Annotated in this window: 16 protein-coding genes; 4 read left to right on the top strand and 12 right to left on the bottom strand. The window is 71.7% G+C overall.

Translation table 11 applies throughout. From position 1 onward, the window contains the following. Positions 1-30: 30 nt before the first annotated feature. From ACWGIG_RS10915 to ACWGIG_RS10930, 4 genes are all read right to left on the bottom strand, one after another. On the bottom strand, positions 31-1188 hold the full coding sequence (locus ACWGIG_RS10915) for a serine hydrolase domain-containing protein (RefSeq protein WP_453321222.1): 1158 nt from the start codon (positions 1186-1188) through the stop codon (positions 31-33). Between the two features lie 99 nt (positions 1189-1287). Then, positions 1288-3882 carry a M14 family zinc carboxypeptidase gene (locus tag ACWGIG_RS10920; protein WP_453321223.1) on the bottom strand — a complete coding sequence of 865 codons (2595 nt, stop codon included), beginning with the start codon at positions 3880-3882 and terminating at the stop codon, positions 1288-1290. A gap of 121 nt (positions 3883-4003) precedes the next feature. Beyond that, a complete protein-coding gene (locus tag ACWGIG_RS10925) occupies positions 4004-5086 on the bottom strand; it encodes a hypothetical protein (RefSeq protein ID WP_453321224.1) in 1083 nt (360 codons plus the stop codon). Positions 5087-5159: 73 nt separating this feature from the next. Next, a complete protein-coding gene (locus ACWGIG_RS10930) occupies positions 5160-5726 on the bottom strand; it encodes a hypothetical protein (protein WP_453321225.1) in 567 nt (188 codons plus the stop codon). An 82-nt stretch (positions 5727-5808) separates the two neighbouring features. Between ACWGIG_RS10930 and ACWGIG_RS10935 the strand changes: the two genes are divergently transcribed. Next, a complete protein-coding gene (locus ACWGIG_RS10935) occupies positions 5809-6618 on the top strand; it encodes an EI24 domain-containing protein (RefSeq protein ID WP_453321226.1) in 810 nt (269 codons plus the stop codon). On the opposite strand, the gene ACWGIG_RS10940 is transcribed toward ACWGIG_RS10935, so the two are convergent. After that, complete coding sequence (locus tag ACWGIG_RS10940) at positions 6599-7321, bottom strand: carbon-nitrogen hydrolase family protein (protein WP_453321227.1); 723 nt, start codon at positions 7319-7321, stop codon at positions 6599-6601. The genes ACWGIG_RS10935 and ACWGIG_RS10940 overlap by 20 nt on opposite strands. A 67-nt stretch (positions 7322-7388) precedes the next feature. On the opposite strand from ACWGIG_RS10940, the gene ACWGIG_RS10945 reads away from it, so the two are divergent. Then, positions 7389-8003 (top strand): LysE family transporter, encoded by a 615-nt coding sequence (locus ACWGIG_RS10945; RefSeq protein WP_453321228.1) that lies wholly within the window; start codon positions 7389-7391, stop codon positions 8001-8003. A gap of 24 nt (positions 8004-8027) precedes the next feature. Here the strand turns inward: ACWGIG_RS10945 and ACWGIG_RS10950 are convergent, their stop codons facing one another. Both ACWGIG_RS10950 and ACWGIG_RS10955 read right to left on the bottom strand, forming a co-directional pair. After that, positions 8028-9341, bottom strand: coding sequence for a pyroglutamyl peptidase (locus ACWGIG_RS10950; protein WP_453321229.1), 1314 nt, complete (start codon positions 9339-9341; stop codon positions 8028-8030). 181 nt (positions 9342-9522) lie between these two features. Further along, positions 9523-10104 (bottom strand): TetR/AcrR family transcriptional regulator, encoded by a 582-nt coding sequence (locus ACWGIG_RS10955; protein WP_453321230.1) that lies wholly within the window; start codon positions 10102-10104, stop codon positions 9523-9525. Positions 10105-10260: 156 nt separating this feature from the next. On the opposite strand from ACWGIG_RS10955, the gene ACWGIG_RS10960 reads away from it, so the two are divergent. Beyond that, positions 10261-12729, top strand: a complete 2469-nt coding sequence (locus ACWGIG_RS10960) for a beta-glucosidase (protein WP_453321231.1) — start codon at positions 10261-10263, stop codon at positions 12727-12729. A 219-nt stretch (positions 12730-12948) separates the two neighbouring features. Here ACWGIG_RS10960 and ACWGIG_RS10965 read toward each other — a convergent pair whose 3' ends face one another. Continuing rightward, positions 12949-13872, bottom strand: coding sequence for an SGNH/GDSL hydrolase family protein (locus tag ACWGIG_RS10965; RefSeq protein WP_453321232.1), 924 nt, complete (start codon positions 13870-13872; stop codon positions 12949-12951). Positions 13873-14204: 332 nt separating this feature from the next. Between ACWGIG_RS10965 and ACWGIG_RS10970 the strand changes: the two genes are divergently transcribed. Beyond that, the gene (locus ACWGIG_RS10970; protein ID WP_453321233.1) at positions 14205-14699 is read left to right on the top strand and encodes a DUF3145 domain-containing protein; all 495 of its coding nucleotides are present in this window, start codon (positions 14205-14207) and stop codon (positions 14697-14699) included. A 106-nt stretch (positions 14700-14805) separates the two neighbouring features. Here ACWGIG_RS10970 and fabF read toward each other — a convergent pair whose 3' ends face one another. The 4 genes from fabF to ACWGIG_RS10990 all read right to left on the bottom strand — a co-directional run bounded on the left by fabF (position 14806) and on the right by ACWGIG_RS10990 (position 18436). Beyond that, on the bottom strand, positions 14806-16074 hold the full coding sequence (gene fabF, locus ACWGIG_RS10975) for a beta-ketoacyl-ACP synthase II (RefSeq protein ID WP_453321234.1): 1269 nt from the start codon (positions 16072-16074) through the stop codon (positions 14806-14808). An 80-nt stretch (positions 16075-16154) separates the two neighbouring features. Then, the gene (locus tag ACWGIG_RS10980; RefSeq protein ID WP_453321235.1) at positions 16155-16403 is read right to left on the bottom strand and encodes an acyl carrier protein; all 249 of its coding nucleotides are present in this window, start codon (positions 16401-16403) and stop codon (positions 16155-16157) included. Positions 16404-16471: 68 nt separating this feature from the next. After that, positions 16472-17503 (bottom strand): beta-ketoacyl-ACP synthase 3, encoded by a 1032-nt coding sequence (locus tag ACWGIG_RS10985; protein WP_453321236.1) that lies wholly within the window; start codon positions 17501-17503, stop codon positions 16472-16474. Between the two features lie 12 nt (positions 17504-17515). Further along, positions 17516-18436 (bottom strand): ACP S-malonyltransferase, encoded by a 921-nt coding sequence (locus ACWGIG_RS10990; protein WP_453321237.1) that lies wholly within the window; start codon positions 18434-18436, stop codon positions 17516-17518. Positions 18437-18467: the final 31 nt, after the last annotated feature.

An 18467-nucleotide genomic window follows, 5' to 3' on the forward strand; every position in this document is an offset into this window, starting at 1 on the left:
TTCCGGGTGCGGCCCCTTCCGCGTGCGCCGTTACGCCGTCGCGGCCCGCACCAGCGCCCGCACCAGGTGTACGTTCTCGGGCGCGGCCCCGCCCGGGTAGGCGAACAGGCGGCGGTTGTAGCCGTACGCGATCCGGTTGCGAGGGTCGGCGAACGCCTGGGAGCCGGCCGCCCCGCTGTGCCCGATCGTCCCGTGGCCGAGCACCGGGTACTTCTCGGCGGACAACGCCCCGAAGCCCACCGCGAACACCGACCGGCTGCCGCCCACCAGGTCGGCGCCGTCGGACTGGATCTGCCCGAACTCGGCGAGGGTGTCCGGGGTCAGCAGCGCACCCTGCTCCAGGCCGTCGCCGAGGATCGCCCGGTACATCCCGGCGAGCCCGCGCGCGGAGCCGACACCGCCGAACGACAGCTGGCCGCCTGCCCGCAGGGCGTACGAATTGCCCGCCTCGACGATGTCGGTGGGCTTCTCGGCATTCAGGTTGAAGGCGATGCCGGTGAGGGAGTGCCGACCGCCCGGGTTCGCGGCGATCTCCGCCTGCTGGGCGACGGTCGGCGCCATCGGCAGGGTGTCCAGCACCCGCCCGGCCTCCGGGTCCGGCAGCCCGACGAAGAAGTCGAGACCGTACGGGGCGCGGACCCGCTCCTCGTAGATCTCCTGGATCGTCCGCCCGGTGACCCGCCGCACCACCTCACCGGCGAGCGCGCCGATGACGTACGCGTGATAGCCGACGGCGGTGCCGGGCCGCCAGTACGGGCGCTGTCCGGCCAGGCGTTCCGCGATCGCCCGGTCGTCGGCCAGCTCCTCGGCGGTGAACCCGGTGTCCGCGCCGACCACCCCGGACCGGTGCGCGAGAAGCTCGCGCACCGTCAGCCGGTCCTTCCCGTGCACCCCGAACTCCGGCCAGTAGTGGGCCACTTCACGGTCCAGGTCGAGTATCCCGTCCTGCACCAGCAGGGCCACCACCAGGTAGACGGCGCCCTTCGTCGACGAATAGACCGGAGTCAGTGAATCGGCCTCGATCTGCGGGCCGCCCCAGATGTCCACGACCAGCTCGCCGCGCACGTAGGCGGCGAGTTGGGCGGAGTGGCCCCGACCCTCGTCCGGGTTGTCGAGTGCTGCCGCGAACTCCTCGCGGACGTCCTCGTAGCCCGCGGCGACGGTTCCCTCGACTTCGATCCCGCTCATGCTGATCAACTCCCCGATGGTGGTGCTTGGTACCTGCACTTGCCTGCACGGGGGTCAAGCACCCGTCGCCGCGAGCTATTCCGGACCCGGCTGTCCATTTCATCGGGACGTTACGTACAGGGCCCGCGCGACCTGCGCGAACTCGCCCTTCGGGTGCGCACGGAACAGCGGCTGCGTACCGAACAGCACGACGCTCGTGCCGTGCGCGGACGTGCCGCTGACGACGGACGGCTGTCCGGCGGCGTCCTGCGGCCCGCCCCTGCCGTCCTCGCCCGCACGCCAGTGCCCGGACACGAGCGGATTGCCGCCCGCCTTCGCGTACGACTGGTCGGCCCTGACACCCTTCCCGAGCCCCGTGAACCAGGTGGGCGAGAAGACGAAGGTGTGCGCGGGCGCTCCGGCGGTGACGGGGCTGGCCGACGCGTTGTCCACCTTCACGACGCCGTTCGCGTCGCCGTTGCCGTGGACGGCCTTCGCGGCGATGAGCCCGGCGTCCGCGTTGAGCTTGGCACCGTCGCCGCCGAGCCCGACCAGCCCGTGCTCCTTGAGGAAGCCGTCGAGCCCCGCCTTCGCGGCAGGCTTCAGCTTCCCGTACTCCAGGTCCGCCGACACGTACAGGGTGTCGACGCCCTTCCACCCGAATCCCGCGTTGAGCACGTCCGTGGACACGGGCGTCACGTCGAAGCCCATCTCGCGCAGCGAGAACAGCTCACCGGGGGAGACGGCGGCGGCGACCCGGGTGCGTGCGATCGGTGCGACGCCCTTGGCCCGCGTGGCATGGAACGCGACTCCGTACCGGTCCGCCAGTCGTACGGCCTTCCCGCGCGCGGAGCCCGGCACGACGGCGGTCCCGTCGGCGGCCCGCCGCACCTTCACGCCGTCCGCGAGGAGGGAGTTGAGCGCGGTCACTTCCTTGGGGTCGTCGAGCCGCAGCCGCAGATCGCCCCACGGTGCGACGTACCCGGTCGCCGAAGCGGCGTGCACGGTCCGGCCCGGAACGTCGACCTTCCCGGACTTCACCTTGTCGACGCTCGCCCCCCACAGCAGCCCGAGGCTCCACCCGGAGATGTCGTACATCGCGGAGACGTCCGCGCTGATGTCCCGCCCCTCGGCCAGAATCACATTCGCCAGGCCGCGCTTGGGCTGCATCATGTCGACGACGTACGACCCGGCCGGATAGCTCTTCCCGCCGAGCCGGAACCCGCGCAGCGCCCGCTCCACCGACACGTCGTTGGCGACGAGATGGTCCACGAGCCGCGCGGCGGCCACGGCGGACCGCTGCCCGCTCCCGCCCGGAATCACATAAGCGCTCGGGAACTCGGTCGTGTAGACGTCCTCGGGCCCGATCCCCGGCACACCCGGCACGGTCTCCTCGGAGACCGGCACCTGCTCGGCCCCGGCCGCACCGCGCCGGAACGTCTCGATCTGGTCGGCGATCACCGAAGTACGGTTCGTGGAGGTGTAGTGGAGGGCCGCCTTGATGGCGGCACCCGCGATGTCCGTGTTGACGGCCGACCGGCGGCGCAGCTCCGCCTCCGGCTGCGAGTCGTACTCCTCGTTGTTGACCTGCAGCGGGATCTCGATGGTGTGCGTGGCGACCGCGCCCTGGAAGGGCATGTACTGCGGGGTGAAGACGGGCGGCCAGTCGTCCCAGCCCTCCTTCTGGTCCCGGAAGGGAATGATCACGGGGTCCACGCCGTCCTTGGCGGGCGTGTACCCGAGGCCGTTGACGGCCTTCTCCATGCCCAGCGCATTGGCGTAGCTGTTCTTCAGGAAGAGGTCGTACTCGTAGTTCTCGCCGTGCGGCGGGGTGGTGGGCTCGATCAGCGTCCCGTTCACATACCCGTGCATGTCGAGCATGACCGCGGGCTGCTTGTCGATGGCGATCTGCCGGATCGCACGGGCCTCGGGCTGCGTGGCCGTGATGAAGTCGCGGTTGATGTCGAACCCGTTGGAGTTCGGCCGGGTGCCGGCGATGCGCCCGTCGGGGTTGGCCGTCACATTGATGTAGATCCGGTTCTGCGCGAGGAGGCGGGCCGTCTTGGCGTCGTTCGCCTTCGCCAGCTCTTCGATGAGCTTCAGGGAGGCGTCCGTCCCCTCCCACTCGTTCCCGTGAATGTTGTTGTTGATGAAGACGGGCGTCTTGTACGCGTCCTTGATCCGCCGGTCCTTGGCGGCGGATGCGGGCTCGTTCTCGATCCGCTCCCGCATCCGCTCCTGCTCACGCGACTGCTTCGCGCTCTCGGGCGCGGTCACGGTGACCAGGTACAGGTCGTGCCCGCCGGCCGACTTCCCGGCCACTTCCACACTCACCCGGTCCCCCAGCTTCTGGAGGGAGTTCAGCTTCGGGGCGATGGAGTGGTACGGGGTGAGCCCGAGCTTGATCGACTTGTCGGCGGGGTTGGGCGCGGGCACGGTGAGCGCGGTCCGCCGGGGGTACCCACCCCGGCCGTGCCGAAGCTCCGGCGCCCCGCTGTCGAGAGCCCGCGCGGCGGAACCGGCGGAGCCCTTCGCCGCCGCCCCCTCCTTCAACTCCTGCGCCACCGGGACGCCTCCACGGTGGTGCGGCCCGTCCCCCTTGCCCCCGGGGCCGGGCCGGGCGGCGGCCGGAGCGGGCGCGAGCAGTGCGGCACCGGCGAGTGCGGCGATGGAGACGAGAACAGGTCTGGGTATGCGGTGTCGGGTGGGACCCATGCGCGAACGTACCTCCGGAGTGGGGCGGAAGATCGGTACGCAGGGGTCTACCGTCTCAACCCCCTTGAGAACAAGGGGTTATGGCTTGCCCGCCCGCCACGCCCGGCAACTCCCCCCACCCCTAGGACCTGGTTGCGCCGGCGCATCCCTCGCCCGAGCCCGCGGTTACCGGCCCGCTGCGGTCGTACGGGTCGAGCTCGGGTCCGCCGCTCGTCGCGGCGGGCCCGAACTCCGGGCGGAAGTAGGCGATGTTGCTGCCACAGCCGCCGTTGGTCATGTTCACCTTGTACGAGACGAGGGAGAAGGTCCCGGGCGAGGTCCGCACCTTGGCGGGGTCGTCCCAGCTCAGCACCACCTCGCGCCGCACGATCGTCCGTACGACCTCGGTGCTGCCCGCCGCCGCCCGCACCACCGGGTACACGTAGGTGACATCGGTGCTCACCCGGAGGGCCCCGCGCTCGCCCTCCCGGTAGGTGATCCGTCCCCGCGTCCTGATCACGTCCCCGACGAGCCGCGCCCGCTCCTGGTCGAACCGGCTGAAGAGCAGCAGCGGGTCGTTCTCCTTGCTCGGCGAGCGGAACGCCTTGCTCAGGAAGTCCTGCACGTCGCTCTGCTGCGGGTTGATCAGTGCGGTCGCCCTCGTGGGGTGCGCGCCGCGCAGTACGCCCGGATCGAGGTGGGACGCGGCGAGGAAGTCCCGGGTCCGGTCGAGGGCTTCCGCGACCTGGGCCGTACTCATCCACCCCGTGGCCCGGGCGGCGGGCACGGTGATTCCGGCCGTGCCGTCCGCCCAGCGCGCGGCGGGCGAACCCCGGAACGGGTCGTCCAGGGTGCCCCGTCGGGCCGAGCCCCCGGGCGGCGCCTCGGACGGCCGCGCCGACTCCGCGGCGAGCGGGCTCTGATCCGCACTCCCGCCGCCGAACCATCCGGCGAGCGTCCCCGGCACCAACGCCACGACCAGCAGAGCCAGTGCGGCCAGCAGTCCGACCACGTGCCAGGCCCTGATGCGCCGTGGTCGGGCCGGCGAGTGCGCCCGCCACGCCGCCGGGTCCGCGGGCTGCTCGCGCAGCCGCCGTGTCACCACCCGGGCCCGCGCGGACGGCTCCTTGGGCGCGTCCGGCACCCCGTTCACCGAGTCCCGGAGAAACCGCTCCCACTCCTCGTCGGAAACCGACGAGCCGTCCTGCTCCCCACCCGTACCCACGCCGAATCTCCCCCTGTCGCCCCCGGATCCACCGCATGATCGCACGGCGTCCCCGGCGCCCCTCCCGAAGGGCTCACCGCATGCGCATCCGCTCTCCCTGCTCCGGCGCGAAGGGCGGGCGGTAGTCGTCGCCGGGGTCGGACTTCAGCTGGTCGGGGAGGAGGACGACACGGGCCGTGTCCGCCAGGTCGAAGACCGTGTCGGGGCCGAGCCGTGCGCTCTGCGCGGCCGTCCGTGAGCCGTTGGCTCCGCCGTACACGCCGATGCTGTCGCACAGCAGCACGATCTCCTGCGAGTCCACCGCACACACCGCGAGTTTCACGGCGGGTTCCGGCAGGGGCCCGGTCAGCGCCGTGCGATAGGTGAAGTGCACGCTGGACTTCAAGGTTTCCCGCTCCGGCGGCAGGATCTCCCACTTCGTGACCCTGACCGTGAGCGGGTACGTCTCCTCCCCGCGTACGACGGTGACTTCGGACGCCGCGGGGCCGTGCGCGTCTCTCTCACCGTCCGACGGGGAGCCGCACCCACTGCTGAGGGCGGCCACCACCACCGTGCAGACACCCGCCACCACCCGCGCCGCCGTGCCCGCCCGGGCTCTTGCCCGCCGACCCATCGCCACCCCGCCCGTCCCCGTCGCCACCTGCCCGGAGCGGGCAGCCTAGCGAGGTTGCAGCCCCGGGCCCGCAGGAACGGCCGCAGGTACGCCCCATAGGGTTGTGGCCATGAGCGATCTCGGGGTGGGCTTCAAGTACTTGGCCAAGGGCCAGCGGTGGATGACGCAGCACGGCCGCAGCTACGGCCTCGGGCTGCTGCCCGGTCTCGTGACGCTCGTGCTGTACGCCGCCGCGCTGTTCGGCCTCGTCGCCTGGTCGGACGATTTCGTCGCGTGGGCGACCCCGTTCGCGGACGGGTGGGGCGAGACCTGGCTGACGATCTTCCGGGGGCTGCTGCGCGTCCTCCTCTTCGCGCTGGCGCTCTTCCTCGCCGTGATCACCTTCACCGCCGTGACGCTCCTCGTCGGGCAGCCGTTCTACGAGGCGCTGTCGGAGCGCGTGGACAAGTCCCGCTCGCCCGACGGCACCGCCCCCGAGTCCGGGCTCTCGCTGATGCGCGAGCTGTGGATCTCGGCGCGCGACAGCGTCCGGGTGCTGCTGCGCGTCCTGTTCTACGGGGTCGTTCTCTTCGCCTGCGGCTTCATTCCGGTGATCGGGCAGACCGTCGTGCCCGTCCTCGGCTTCTGCGTCTCCGGCTACTTCCTCACCGAGGAGCTGACCGCCGTCGCCCTCCAGCGCCGTGGCATCGAACTCAAGGAGCGCCTCGCCCTGTTGCGCAGCCGCCGCTCGCTGGTGCTCGGCTTCGGCGTGCCGCTGACCCTCGCCTACCTGGTGCCGTTCGTGGCGGTGTTCCTGATGCCGGGTGCGGTCGCCGGTGCGACGCTGATGGCCCGCGACCTGCTGGGCGAGCCGTCCGTGGACGACGGGAGCGACAGCGAGAACGGCGGCGGCGCGCCGGTCATCGCCGGGGGGCGGTAGACGGTACGTCGGCCAGGGTGAGGCCCGGCGTCCGCCCGTCGGCCTGCGCCAGCAACGCACCGTCAGGACCCCACACCGCACTGCGTCCGCACGTGTCGTACGGGCCGGCCTGCCCGACGTGGTTGGCCAGGGCCACGTACAGGCCGAAGTCCTTCGCCAGGGCGGGGTACACGGCGGCGATCTCGCGCTCGCCGTTGCCCCGGCCGTACAGCGAACTCGCCAGGTACACCGTGCAGTTGTCGGCTGCGGCGCGTTCCGCGATCTCGGGGAAGTGGTTGTCGAAGCAGGTGGCGAGGGCGAAGCGGACGCCGTCCAGCTCGAAGCGGCCGTCCGTGGTGCCCGCGCGGAAGACCTCGTCCTCACCGGTGTGCAGGTGCTGCTTCGCGTACCGGGCCAGCAGCTCGCCGCCCGGCCCGTACACGTGACTCATCAGCAGCCCGTCGGCCGCGCAGTTCACCACGGCCGCGGTGCCGGCCGCCCGGCAGGCGTCCCGGACCGGGTCCAGACGCGGGTCGTCGGGGGCCGTCCAGAGGGTGGGATCGGCTGCCAGCGAGGCCAACTCGTAGCCGGGCACGGCCAGTTCGGGGAAGACGGCGATCTGCGCTCCGGCCGCACCCGCCTCCCGTACGAGATCCGCCAGGGCGGCGGCGTTGCCCGCGACATCGGCGGGGCGGGACGTGAGCTGGGAGACGGCGATACGCATGGGGTCGGATTGTTCCAGCATCCGGAAAGGCCTTGATCGGCGGGGTGCCGGGGCGGACGATCATCCCATGACCGAAGTGACAGCCGTCGCAGTGATCACCCTCCTCGCCGTCATCAGCCCCGGCGCGGACTTCGCCATGGTCGTCCGCAACAGCTACCTCTACGGCCGTGCGACGGGCCTGCTCGGGGCGGCCGGGGTCGCGGCAGGCGTGCTGGTCCACGTCACGTACACCATGCTCGGCGTGGGGCTGCTGATCGCCTCGTCGACCGCCCTCTTCACGGCGATCAAGCTGCTCGGCGCGGCCTACCTCGTCTACATCGGGCTGCGGACCTTCTTCGCGAAGAACGACCTGGACGTCGACCTGGAGAACGGCGCGAAGCACACCCTCTCGCCGCTCGGCGCCCTGCGCACCGGCTTCCTCACCAACGTCCTCAACCCGAAGACGACCCTCTTCGTCGTGTCGACGTTCACGCAGGTCGTGGGCCCGGAGACGGCGCTCTGGCAGCAGGCGGGCTACGGGCTCTTCATGTCGGTCGCGCACTTCGGGTGGTTCGGACTCGTCGCGCTGTTCTTCTCCGACAGCAGGCTGCGCAGCGCGATGCTGCGCCGCCAGAAGGCGCTGAACCGGGGGATCGGATCGGTGCTGGTGGGGCTCGGAGTGACACTGGGTCTCGCCCGCTGAGCCCCACCAGCCGGTGGGCGGAGGCTACTCGGCCGCCGCCACCCGCAGGATCTCCCGGATCTGCGCGACGATGTCCGACCGGTTCTTCACGAACACCGGATCGGTGATCTCCGTGCGGTTCGCCTCGTCGAACTCCAGCACCGGCGTGTGCAGATGGCCGCCCGGGGTCTTCAGTCCGAGCCGGTCGCGCAGCAGGGTCGCCCGGTAGGCGATCTCGTTGGAGAGGTAGTCGCCGCCGCCCCCGGCCCGCGCCGCCGAGCCCGGTGTGGGCCCGTCCGGCCGCACCACGGCCCCGGCCCCGCCCGCCGGGACCTCCGTCACCGAGGTGTTGTCGTACACCGGGAACGGGCCGGTGCGCGCCGCGACGATGCGTGCGTACGGGAGGGACGTCCGCGTCCACTGGGGCTGCGAGGCAGGATCGGAGACGGGGACGGGCCCGGTCCGCCCGACGTTCAGGTTGTCGCCGAAGCCGCCCCGCCACGCCCCGTTGAACCGCTCGACGTCGAAGCGGCCCGCCCGGCCCTGGCTGATGGTGGTGAACAGGTCGACGTGGGGGAGGTGCGGGCGCAGCGCACGCTCCACCTCGCCGGAGGCGAAGTCGTCCCAGCGGACCGGGAAGACGGCCGTCTCGACACGGGCGAGCCGTCCGTCGGCGGTACGGATCACGGTGCCGTCCAGTGCGAGGGCGGTGGCCCCCGACGGATTGCCGATCCGGATGTCGCGGTCCAGCGTGAACGGGTCGAAGCCTGTCACCAGTACCCGCTTCAGGCCCTTGGACCGCGCGTCGGGACCGGCGTCGAGGCCGGCGTCGAGTCCCGCGTCGGGACGGGAGCCGACGCCGGCGCAGTGCCCGGGGAAGCTGATGCCGTCCTGCCCGCGCGAGGACCGCTCCAGGCGCTCAAGGAGACGGTCCCTGTTCCGGTCGGAGAGCCCGAACCCCGGTGCCCAGGAGCGGAGTTCGCCGGTCATTGCCAGGCGGGCCCAGTACAGCGGGCGGTCGTCGCCCCGGCTCAGGTCGCCGCGTGCGGGCCCCCGGCCCTGTGCCCGGTCGACCGCCCGCCGCCACAGCTTCGCCCCGTCCTCTGCGACGGCCCGCTCGGCCGCCCGGTAGGAACCCGCCCGCCGGAGCGCACGGGCGAACTCCGGCGCCACCGCGTCGAATCCGCTGCGCCGCAGGATCTCCTGGGGCACGTCCCCGGCCAGCCGCTGTTCCTCGACGGTCGGGGCGCTCGCGGGGGCCGCCGCGGCGAGGGCGGATCCGGCGTGCGCCGGGGTCTGGACCGCGAGGGTGGCCAGGACGGTGGTGCAGGCGAGTGCGGAGAGCGTCAGGGCGGTCAACCGCCGCCGGGCACCTCGCGGGTGTGGGGGTCGTCGCACGCCGGGTCCTTCCGTGGTTCCGGGTCCCGGGGTCGCCGGGCCGAAGGTCCCGCCCAGTATCGGAGCCGGGGCGGGGGTGACGGAAGGGGACACCGTGACGAGTGCGTCGGCAGAGGTGCAGTGACCGGAACTGCGCGTACCGCTACGGGCGCTGCTGCGGCTGTCGCAGCAGCGCCAGGAAGTGGCGGAACGACCCCGGCATGTCCACCGACTCCGGGTCCAGCAGCCACTGGTACTGGAGCCCGTCCATCACGGCCACCAGCAGCGGAGCCGCCTGTTCCGGGGTGAGCCCGCTCGGCAGCCGCTCACCGAACTCGGCGCGCAGCGCCCCCGCCATTCCGCCGCGCACGGCCTGGTAGCGGTGGGTGAAGAAGTCCCGGGCCGGGTGCCCGTCGGTGACGCTCTCACCGAGCAGGGCGGAGAAGGTCTGGACGACGCCCGGGCGCATCGCGTTGTACTCGACCAGGGAGTCCATCAGGTCCAGGCGCCACGACTCGGGGCTGAGCGCGCCGCCGGTGTCCCACTGGTCCCGCTCCTCCAGCACGGCGACGAGCAGCGCGTCCTTGGTCGGGAAGTAGTGCAGCAGACCCTGCTGGGTCAGGCCCACGCGCTCGGCCACCGATGCCAGCGACGCCCCGCGGTAACCGCGCTCGGCGATCACCTCGAAGGCGGCCCGCAGGATCTCCGCCCGACGCTCCTCGCTCCTTGCCCTTGCCCTGGCCATGCCGGTGTCCCTTCCCCTGGGCGCTGCCGTTGTGATCTTGCCGGTCAGGACGGTACGCCATCCGCAAAAATCACGAAGAGATAACGAAGCCTACCGAATTACAGGTGGACGGAGTAACTATGGGGCGACAGCAGATCTCAATGAGGAGGTACGGCCGTGGCAGGCGAGCCCACCACCCGCAACACCCATGACGACCAGGTCCGCGAGGACGTCGTCAGTGCCGCACTCGGCAAGCTCGACCTCGACGCCAAGGCCCGGCTGCTGGCCGGCCAGGACATGTGGTCGCTGCCCGCACTTCCCGGGATCGGACTGGGGTCGCTGGTCTTCTCCGACGGCCCGATCGGGGTGCGCGGCGTCCGCTGGACCGCCGACGACCCGTCGATCGCCCTCCCGTCCCCGACCGCGCTCGCCGCGACGTGGGACCCGGAACTGGCCCGCCGGGCCGGCCGTCTCCTCGCCCAGGAGGCCCGCCGCAAGTCCGTGCACGTCCTCCTCGCCCCGACCGTGAACCTGCACCGCTCGCCGCTCGGCGGCCGGCACTTCGAGGCGTACTCCGAGGACCCGTACCTCACCGGAGCGATCGGTTCCGGTTACGTGAACGGCGTCCAGGACGGCGGTGTCGGCACCACCGTCAAGCACTTCGTCGCCAACGACGCCGAGACCGACCGCTTCACCGTCGACAACGTCATCGCCCCGCGCCCGCTGCGCGAGCTCTACCTCGCCCCCTTCGAGGCGATCGTCGAGAACGCCCACCCGTGGGGCATCATGTGCGCCTACAACTCGGTCAACGGCACCACCATGTCGGAGCACCACCACCTCCAGAACGAGGTGCTGCGCGGCGAGTGGGGCTTCGACGGCGCGATCGTCTCCGACTGGATGGCGGCCCGCTCCACCAAGGGCGACATCGAGGGCGGCCTCGACGTCGCCATGCCGGGCCCGCAGACCGTGTACGGCGAGGCGCTCGCCGGGGCCGTCCGCGCCGGTGACGTCGAGGAGTCCGTGGTCGACGAGGCGGTACGCAACGTGCTGCGGCTCGCCGCCCGCGTCGGCATTCTCGACGGCGCCCCGCCGGTCGTCCCCGAGCCCGCGCTCCCCGCCGCGATCGACGGCCAGGCGCTCGCCCGCGAGGTCGCCCACCGCGCCTTCGTCCTCGTACGCAACGAGGGCGGAGTCCTGCCCCTCGACCCGGCCCGCACCGGCACGGTGGCCCTCGTCGGCGCCGCCGCCCGCGATGCCCGGGTCCTCGGCGGCGGCTCCGCGACCGTCTTCCCCGAGCGCGTCGTCTCCCCGCTCGACGGTCTCCGTGACGCCCTCCCCGCCGACGCCCTCACCTTCACGCTCGGCGCCGATCCGAGCGACGAACTCGCCGTCGCCGACAGGGGCTTCGAGCTGCGCGCGGTCTGCCGCGACGAGGCGGGCAACGTCGTCGGCGAGGGCTCCCTGCCGGGCGGCCAGGTGCAGTGGATCGGCGACGACCTCCCCGAGGGCGCCACCCACGAGAACCTGCACAGCATCGAGGTCACCGGCACCTTCACGCCGCGCGAGGACGGCGGACACGTCTTCGGCACGCGGGGCCTGGGGGCGTACACCCTCAAGGTCGCGGGCGAGACCCTCTTCGACGGCGTCCAGCGGATGAGTGAGGGTGCGGACCCCTTCGAGGCGTTCTTCGGCGCGCCGCAGGAGCGCGGCCGGGCCACGCTGACCGAGGGCGTGCCGGTCGAGGTCTCCCTCACCCACACCCTCGACAGGAACACCGGCGCGCCGATCCAGGCCGTCATGTTCTCGCTCACCCACCTCGGCCCGCAGCGCGACGCGGACGAGCTGATCGCGGAGGCCGTGGCGGCAGCCCGTACGGCGGACACCGCGGTGGTCGTGGTCGCCACCACCGACCGCGTCGAGTCCGAGGGCTTCGACCGCAAGGACCTCGAACTCCCCGGCCGCCAGAACGACTTGGTGCACGCGGTCGCCGCCGCCAACCCCCGCACCGTCGTTGTCGTCAACTCCGGCTCGCCGGTGGAGATGCCGTGGCGCGAGGAGGTCGCGGCGGTGCTCCTCACCTGGTTCCCCGGCCAGGAGGGCGGCGCGGCACTGGCCGACGTGCTCCTGGGCGCGGAGGAGCCGGGAGGCCGCCTCCCCACCACCTGGCCGGTGTCCTTCGCGGACGTGCCGGTGACGGATGTCGTGCCGGTGGACGGTGAACTCCCTTACGCCGAGGGTGTGTTCATCGGGTACCGGGCGTGGGAGAAGGCGGGTGTGGCTCCTGCCTACGCCTTCGGGCACGGGCTCGGCTACACGACGTGGGAGTACGAGTCGGTGACGGTGTCGGGCACGACCGCCACGGTCCGCGTCCGCAACACGGGCACGCGGCCCGGTCGCGAGGTCGTCCAGGCGTACCTGGCGCCGGTCGCCGACACGGCCGAGCGGCCGGGGCGGTGGCTGGCGGGGTTCGCAAGCGTGACGGCTGCGGCGGGTGAGGTGGTCGAGGTCGCGATCGAGCTGCCGCGCAGGGCGTTCGAGATCTGGGACGAGGCGGCCGGTTCCTGGTCGCTGGTGAAGGGTTCGTACGAGGTCCAGGTCGGCCGGTCGATCGCGGACCGGAGGGTGTCGGCGGCGCTGCAGCGATAGGGCAGCGGTCACGGAGGGGGCGCGCCCCGCGTGGGGGGCCGCCCCCTTGCCCACCCGCCCCCCCCGGGGGCGGGGGCAAGCATTTAGGGGCGCGGGGAACTGCGCGACCAGCCACGACGCACCCGCACGAAGCGCTACACACCCGCACCCGTACCTGCCTACGCACGCGCACTCGGCTACGCACCCGCACAGTCGCGTACAGCGGAACGCACTTCCGCCCTATCCGCCCGCGTTCGCCCCCGCCACTCCCCGATAAGCCATCTCCGCCAGCCGCCCCTGCCCGTCCCTGCTGGGATGGAACCAGTCCCAGGGGCTCAGCTGCGTTCCGGTGAACGCGTAGTTGAAGACCGCGCCCCCGTCGAACCGGCACTTCGCGTCCTTGGCGCACACGTCCGCGAGCACGCGGTTGTACGACACCACCCGCTCCCGCACCGTGTCGCGCCGTGTCATCGCCCGCTCGTCCATCGCGTCCGCGTCACCGAGCATCGACTGGCAGATCCCCAGCTTCCACACCTGCTTGCCGAGCGGATTGCCCCGGCCCTGCGACCACAGCCTCTTGAGGTCCGGCACGCTCGCCACGTACACCTGCGTCCTGGGCAGTTCGGCGCGGAGCGTCCGCAGGGCCGACTCGAACGAGGTGCGGAAGTCCGCGACCGGCGTCATGTCCCGCACCGAGCTGCGGCACGCGTCGTTGGCGCCGGTCATCACCGTGACCAGTTCCGGCCGGTGCTCCACGGCCCGTTCCATCTGCTGCGGCAGGTCGGAGATGCGCGACCCGGACACCGCCACGTTCCAGCTGCGCTCCGCCGCGCCCCGGGCGCCCAGCAGCCGCCGCGCCAGGCTGTTCACCGCGGCGTCCGTGCCGGTCGCCCAGGACGCCTCCGGGCAGTCCGCCAGTACCGAACACGCGTCGAACCCACGTGTTATCGAATCGCCGACGGCAACGAGCGAGGACGGCGAACGGTCCCACGTGGGAGTGGGTTTCGGCGTCGGCCGCCCCGCAGCCTTCGTGGCGGGCCCCGAAGGCCCCTCGCCGCCCCCGCCGCAGCCGGCCGCCCCGCCGAGCATCAGCACTGCCAGCGCCGCCGCCCCCGCACGTGAACGGCGGTCGCGCCCCCGCCCGTTCCCACTGCCGTTCCGCATGCTCCGCTTCCCTCCGAAAAGCCCGGAAACCCCGGTATTTCCCCGCTCCCGGACCGACAGTACGTCACACCCCGGCGCACGCCGCACGGTAGCTTTTCCCCACGGCGCACCGCAGCAGCAGCACGACAGCGCCCACCCTCCGGCACCCCGTCCGAGTGGTACCGGTAAATTACATGACGTCACATACTGTCCCTTTTCATGAGATTCACTCCTGATGCTGTTTACTGTTGACAACCTCGGGAGCCGGCCAGGTGCGTCACCTCGACCGAATGGCCAGGGAGCACGAGGCCGCAGGTGTTGGCGAACCTCGACCCACACAGCAGGAGGTCCCGGTGACGACACGTGGAGTTCTCTACGTCCACTCCGCACCGCGCGCGATGTGCCCCCACGTCGAATGGGCAGTGGGTTCCGTACTCGGTGTGCGCGTCGGTCTCGACTGGATCAGGCAGCCGGCGGCGCCCGGCACCTGGAGATCCGAATTCTCCTGGCAGGGCAGGCCGGGTACGGCCTCCAAACTCGCGTCCGCCCTGCGCGGCTGGGAGATGCTGCGCTTCGAGGTGACCGCGGAACCCTGTCCGACGGCGGAGGGCGAGCGGTACAGCTCGACGCCGGCGCTCGGGATCTTCCACGCGGTGACGGGCATGCACGGCGACATCCTCATCCCCGAGGACCGGCTGCGGGCGGCGCTCGCGCGCTCCGTACGGGGTGAGAGCGATCTGGAGGCGGAGGTCTCCAGTCTGCTCGGCAAGCCGTGGGACGACGAGCTGGAACCGTTCCGCTACGCGGGCGAGGGAGCCCCGGTCCGCTGGCTCCACCAGGTGGTGTAGTTCTCCGCGGGTGTGTGGTGGCTGGTCGCGCAGTTCCCCGCGCCCCCAAAAGCAGATGGCCCGCCCCTCGCACGAGGGGCGGGCCATCTGCGTACGTACGAAAGACTCAGACCGTCCGGAACGCCAGCACCACGTTGTGGCCGCCGAACCCGAACGAGTTGTTGATCGCCGCGATCGTGCCCTCGGCCGGCAGCGCACGCGGCTTGTCGCGGACGATGTCCGCCTCCGCCGCCTCCGGGTCGAGGTCGTCGACGTTGATGGTCGGCGGGGCCGTCCGGTGGTACAGGGCGAGGACGGTGGCGACCGTCTCGATGCCGCCCGCACCGCCCAGGAGGTGACCCGTCATCGACTTGGTGGCGGAGACCGCGACGTGGTCCAGGTCGTCGCCCAGGACCTTGCGCAGCGCCTTGATCTCGGCGACGTCGCCCTGCGGGGTGGACGTCGCGTGCGCGTTGAGGTGCATGATCTCGGACGGGGCGAGGCCCGTCGCGTCGAGCAGCTGCTGGAGGGCGGCGGCGATGCCGCGGCCCGTCGGCTCCGGCTGCGCGATGTGGTGGGCGTCCGAGGACAGGCCCTGGCCGATGGCCTCGCAGTAGACCTTGGCGCCGCGTGCGGCGGCGTGCTCCGCCGATTCCAGGATGACGATGCCGGCGCCCTCGCCGAGGACGAAGCCGTCCCGGCCGGTGTCGTAGGGGCGGGAGGCCTTCTCGGGATCGTCGTTGTTCTTCGACATCGCCATCATGTTGGCGAAGGCGGCGATCGGGAGCGGGTGGATCGTCGCTTCCGTACCACCGGCGATGACGACGTCGGCGCGGCCGGAGCGGATCATCTCGATCGCGTAGCCGACGGCCTCGGCGCCCGACGCGCACGCGCTGACCACGGAGTGCACGCCCGCCTGGGCGCCCATCTCCAGGCCGACGTTGGCCGAGGGGCCGTTCGGCATGAGCATGGGGACGGTGTGCGGGGAGACGCGGCGTACGCCCTTCTCCTTCAGCACGTCGTACTGGTCGAGCAGGGTGGTGATGCCGCCGATGCCGGAGGACACGACCGCGCCGAGGCGCTCGGGGGCGATGTTCTGGTCCTCACCGGCCTTCGCGGTGAAACCGGCGTCGGCCCACGCCTCGCGGGCCGCGATGATCGCGAACTGCGCGGAGCGGTCCAGCTTGCGGGCGAGCGGGCGGGGCAGGACCTCGGACGGGTCCACCGCCGCCTGCGCGGCGATGCGCACGGGCAGCTCGGCGAAGCGCTCGCCCTCCAGGGGGCGGACGCCGGACCGGCCGGCCAGCAGACCTTCCCAGGTCGATGCGGCGTCGCCACCCAGCGGGGTTGTTGCGCCGATACCGGTGACGACCACGGTGCGATTGGTCGGGCTCACAGGAATTCTTTCTCCACGTGTAGAGGGGGAAGTGTTCACGGCGCCACCGCCGGGTGGCGAGTGCAGCGCTACAGGCCTGATCAGCCCTGGTGCTTCAGGATGTAGGCGGCGGCGTCGCCGACCGTCTTGAGGTTCTTGACGTCCTCGTCCGGGATCTTCACCTCGAAGCGCTCTTCGGCGGCGACGACGACCTCGACCATGGACAGCGAGTCGACGTCCAGGTCGTCGGTGAAGGACTTGTCCAGCTCGACGTCCTCGACGGGGATCCCGGCGATCTCGTTGACGATCTCGGCGAGACCCTTGAGGATCTCTTCCTGCGTGGCGGCCATGGTGGCGCTCCTTCGGTGTATGTGAATCAGAGGGTGCGGGCGGTGTCGGGTATGAAGCGACAAGTGCCCTAGGGGAGGGTAACGACCGTAGCGGCGTACACGAGACCCGCCCCGAAGCCGATGACGAGGGCGGTGTCCCCGCTCTTCGCCTGACCGGTCGCCAGGAGCCGCTCCATCGCGAGCGGGATCGAGGCGGCCGAGGTGTTGCCGGTGGTCTCGATGTCACGGGCGACCGTGACGTGCTCCGGCAGCTTGAGAGTCTTCACCATCGAGTCGATGATCCGCATGTTGGCCTGGTGCGGAATGAAGACGTCCAGGTCGTCGGCGGAGATCCCGGCCGCGTCCAGCGCCTGCTGGGCGACCTTCGCCATCTCGAAGACGGCCCAGCGGAACACCGCCTGGCCCTCCTGCGTGATGGCCGGGAACTTGATCTCGCCCGCGCTGTCCAGGGGCAGTTCGGAGACGTCGCCGACGTGGAACCTGTCCCAGGAGACCGTCTGCTTGATCGTCTCGGACTTGTCGCCCTCGGAACCCCACACGGTCGGGCCGATGTGCGGCTCGTCGGAGGGCCCCACGACGACCGCGCCCGCGCCGTCACCGAACAGGAAGGCCGTCGCGCGGTCCTCCAGGTCGGTGAGGTCGCTGAGCCGCTCCACGCCGATGACCAGCACGTATTCGGCAGAACCCTCGACGATCATGCCCTTGGCGAGGGTCAGGCCGTAGCCGAAGCCCGCGCAGCCGGCGGAGATGTCGAAGGCGGCCGGGCGGCCGGCGCCGATCTTGTGCGCGATCTCCGTCGCGACGGCGGGGGTCTGCTTGAAGTGCGAGACGGTGGAGACGATCACCGAGCCGATCTGCTCGGGAGAGATCCCGGCGTCGGCGATGGCCTTGCCCGACGCCTCGATCGACATCATCGCCACGGACTCCTCGTCGGAGGCCCAGTGGCGGGTGGCGATGCCGGAGCGCGAGCGGATCCACTCGTCGGACGAGTCGATCTTTTCGAGGATCACCTCGTTGGGCACGACCCGGGTGGGGCGGTAGCCGCCGACACCGAGGATGCGTGCGTACGGGGCGCCCTTGCTGGGCTTGATCTTCGACATGCTGCTCGCTCCTTACGCGCCCGCGTGCTCGGCGAGGAGCGCGCGGGCCGCGTCGAGGTCGTCGGGGGTCTTGAGCGCGAGGGTCTTGACGCCGGGCATGGCGCGCTTGGCCAGCCCGACGAGCGTGCCGCCGGGGCAGACCTCGACCATCGCGGTCGCACCCAGCTCCTGGAAGGTCTCCATGCACAGGTCCCAGCGGACCGGGTTGGAGACCTGGCTGACCAGGCGCGAGACGACCTCGGAGCCGGCGGCAACGGACTTGCCGTCGGCGTTCGAGACGTACGTCAGGGTGGGGTCGGACACCGTCAGGTCCTGGGCGGCCTTGCCGAGTTCGGCGACCGCCGGGGCCATGTGCGAGGTGTGGAACGCGCCCGCGACCTTCAGGGCCACGACGCGGCGCACGCCCTCCGGCTTGTCCGCCTCCAGGGCGGCGATCTGCTCGGCGGTGCCGGCGGCGACGATCTGGCCGGCGCCGTTCACGTTCGCCGGAGTCAGGCCGAGCCGCTCCAGGTGAGGGATCGTCACCTCGGGATCGCCGCCGAGCAGGGCGGCCATGCCCGTCTCGGTGACGGCGGCGGCCTCCGCCATGCCGAGTCCACGCGTCCGTACGAAACGGAGCGCGGCGTCCTCGGCCAGTACGCCCGCGAACACGGCGGCGGTGATCTCACCGACGCTGTGCCCGGCGACGGCGCCGACGCGGGAGATGTCACCGAGCGCGGACGCCGAGAGCAGACCGGCGGCGACCAGCAGCGGCTGGGCGACGGCGGTGTCACGGATGGCGTCGGCGTCGGCCTTCGTGCCGTAGTGGGCAAGGTCGAGCCCGATGGCGTCGGACCAGGCCGCAATGCGGTCGGCAGCGCCGGGAAGGTCGAGCCAGGGGGTCAGGAAGCCGGGCGTCTGAGCGCCTTGGCCGGGAGCGACGAGTACGAGCACCCTCACACTCTCTCTTGTGGGCGGCGTCTTC

This window comes from Streptomyces sp. NPDC054863 (genome assembly GCF_053610825.1).

What these genes read in the sequence shown, in the direction of transcription:
- ACWGIG_RS10955 (WP_453321230.1), bottom strand. Translation starts at nt 10,104, where the DNA reads ATGGCCAGGGCAAGGGCAAGGAGCGAGGAGCGTCGGGCGGAGATCCTG.
- ACWGIG_RS10965 (WP_453321232.1), bottom strand. Translation starts at nt 13,872, where the DNA reads ATGCGGAACGGCAGTGGGAACGGGCGGGGGCGCGACCGCCGTTCACGT.
- ACWGIG_RS10945 (WP_453321228.1), top strand. Translation starts at nt 7,389, where the DNA reads ATGACCGAAGTGACAGCCGTCGCAGTGATCACCCTCCTCGCCGTCATC.
- ACWGIG_RS10920 (WP_453321223.1), bottom strand. Translation starts at nt 3,882, where the DNA reads ATGGGTCCCACCCGACACCGCATACCCAGACCTGTTCTCGTCTCCATC.
- ACWGIG_RS10935 (WP_453321226.1), top strand. Translation starts at nt 5,809, where the DNA reads ATGAGCGATCTCGGGGTGGGCTTCAAGTACTTGGCCAAGGGCCAGCGG.
- ACWGIG_RS10915 (WP_453321222.1), bottom strand. Translation starts at nt 1,188, where the DNA reads ATGAGCGGGATCGAAGTCGAGGGAACCGTCGCCGCGGGCTACGAGGAC.
- ACWGIG_RS10985 (WP_453321236.1), bottom strand. Translation starts at nt 17,503, where the DNA reads ATGTCGAAGATCAAGCCCAGCAAGGGCGCCCCGTACGCACGCATCCTC.
- ACWGIG_RS10980 (WP_453321235.1), bottom strand. Translation starts at nt 16,403, where the DNA reads ATGGCCGCCACGCAGGAAGAGATCCTCAAGGGTCTCGCCGAGATCGTC.
- ACWGIG_RS10940 (WP_453321227.1), bottom strand. Translation starts at nt 7,321, where the DNA reads ATGCGTATCGCCGTCTCCCAGCTCACGTCCCGCCCCGCCGATGTCGCG.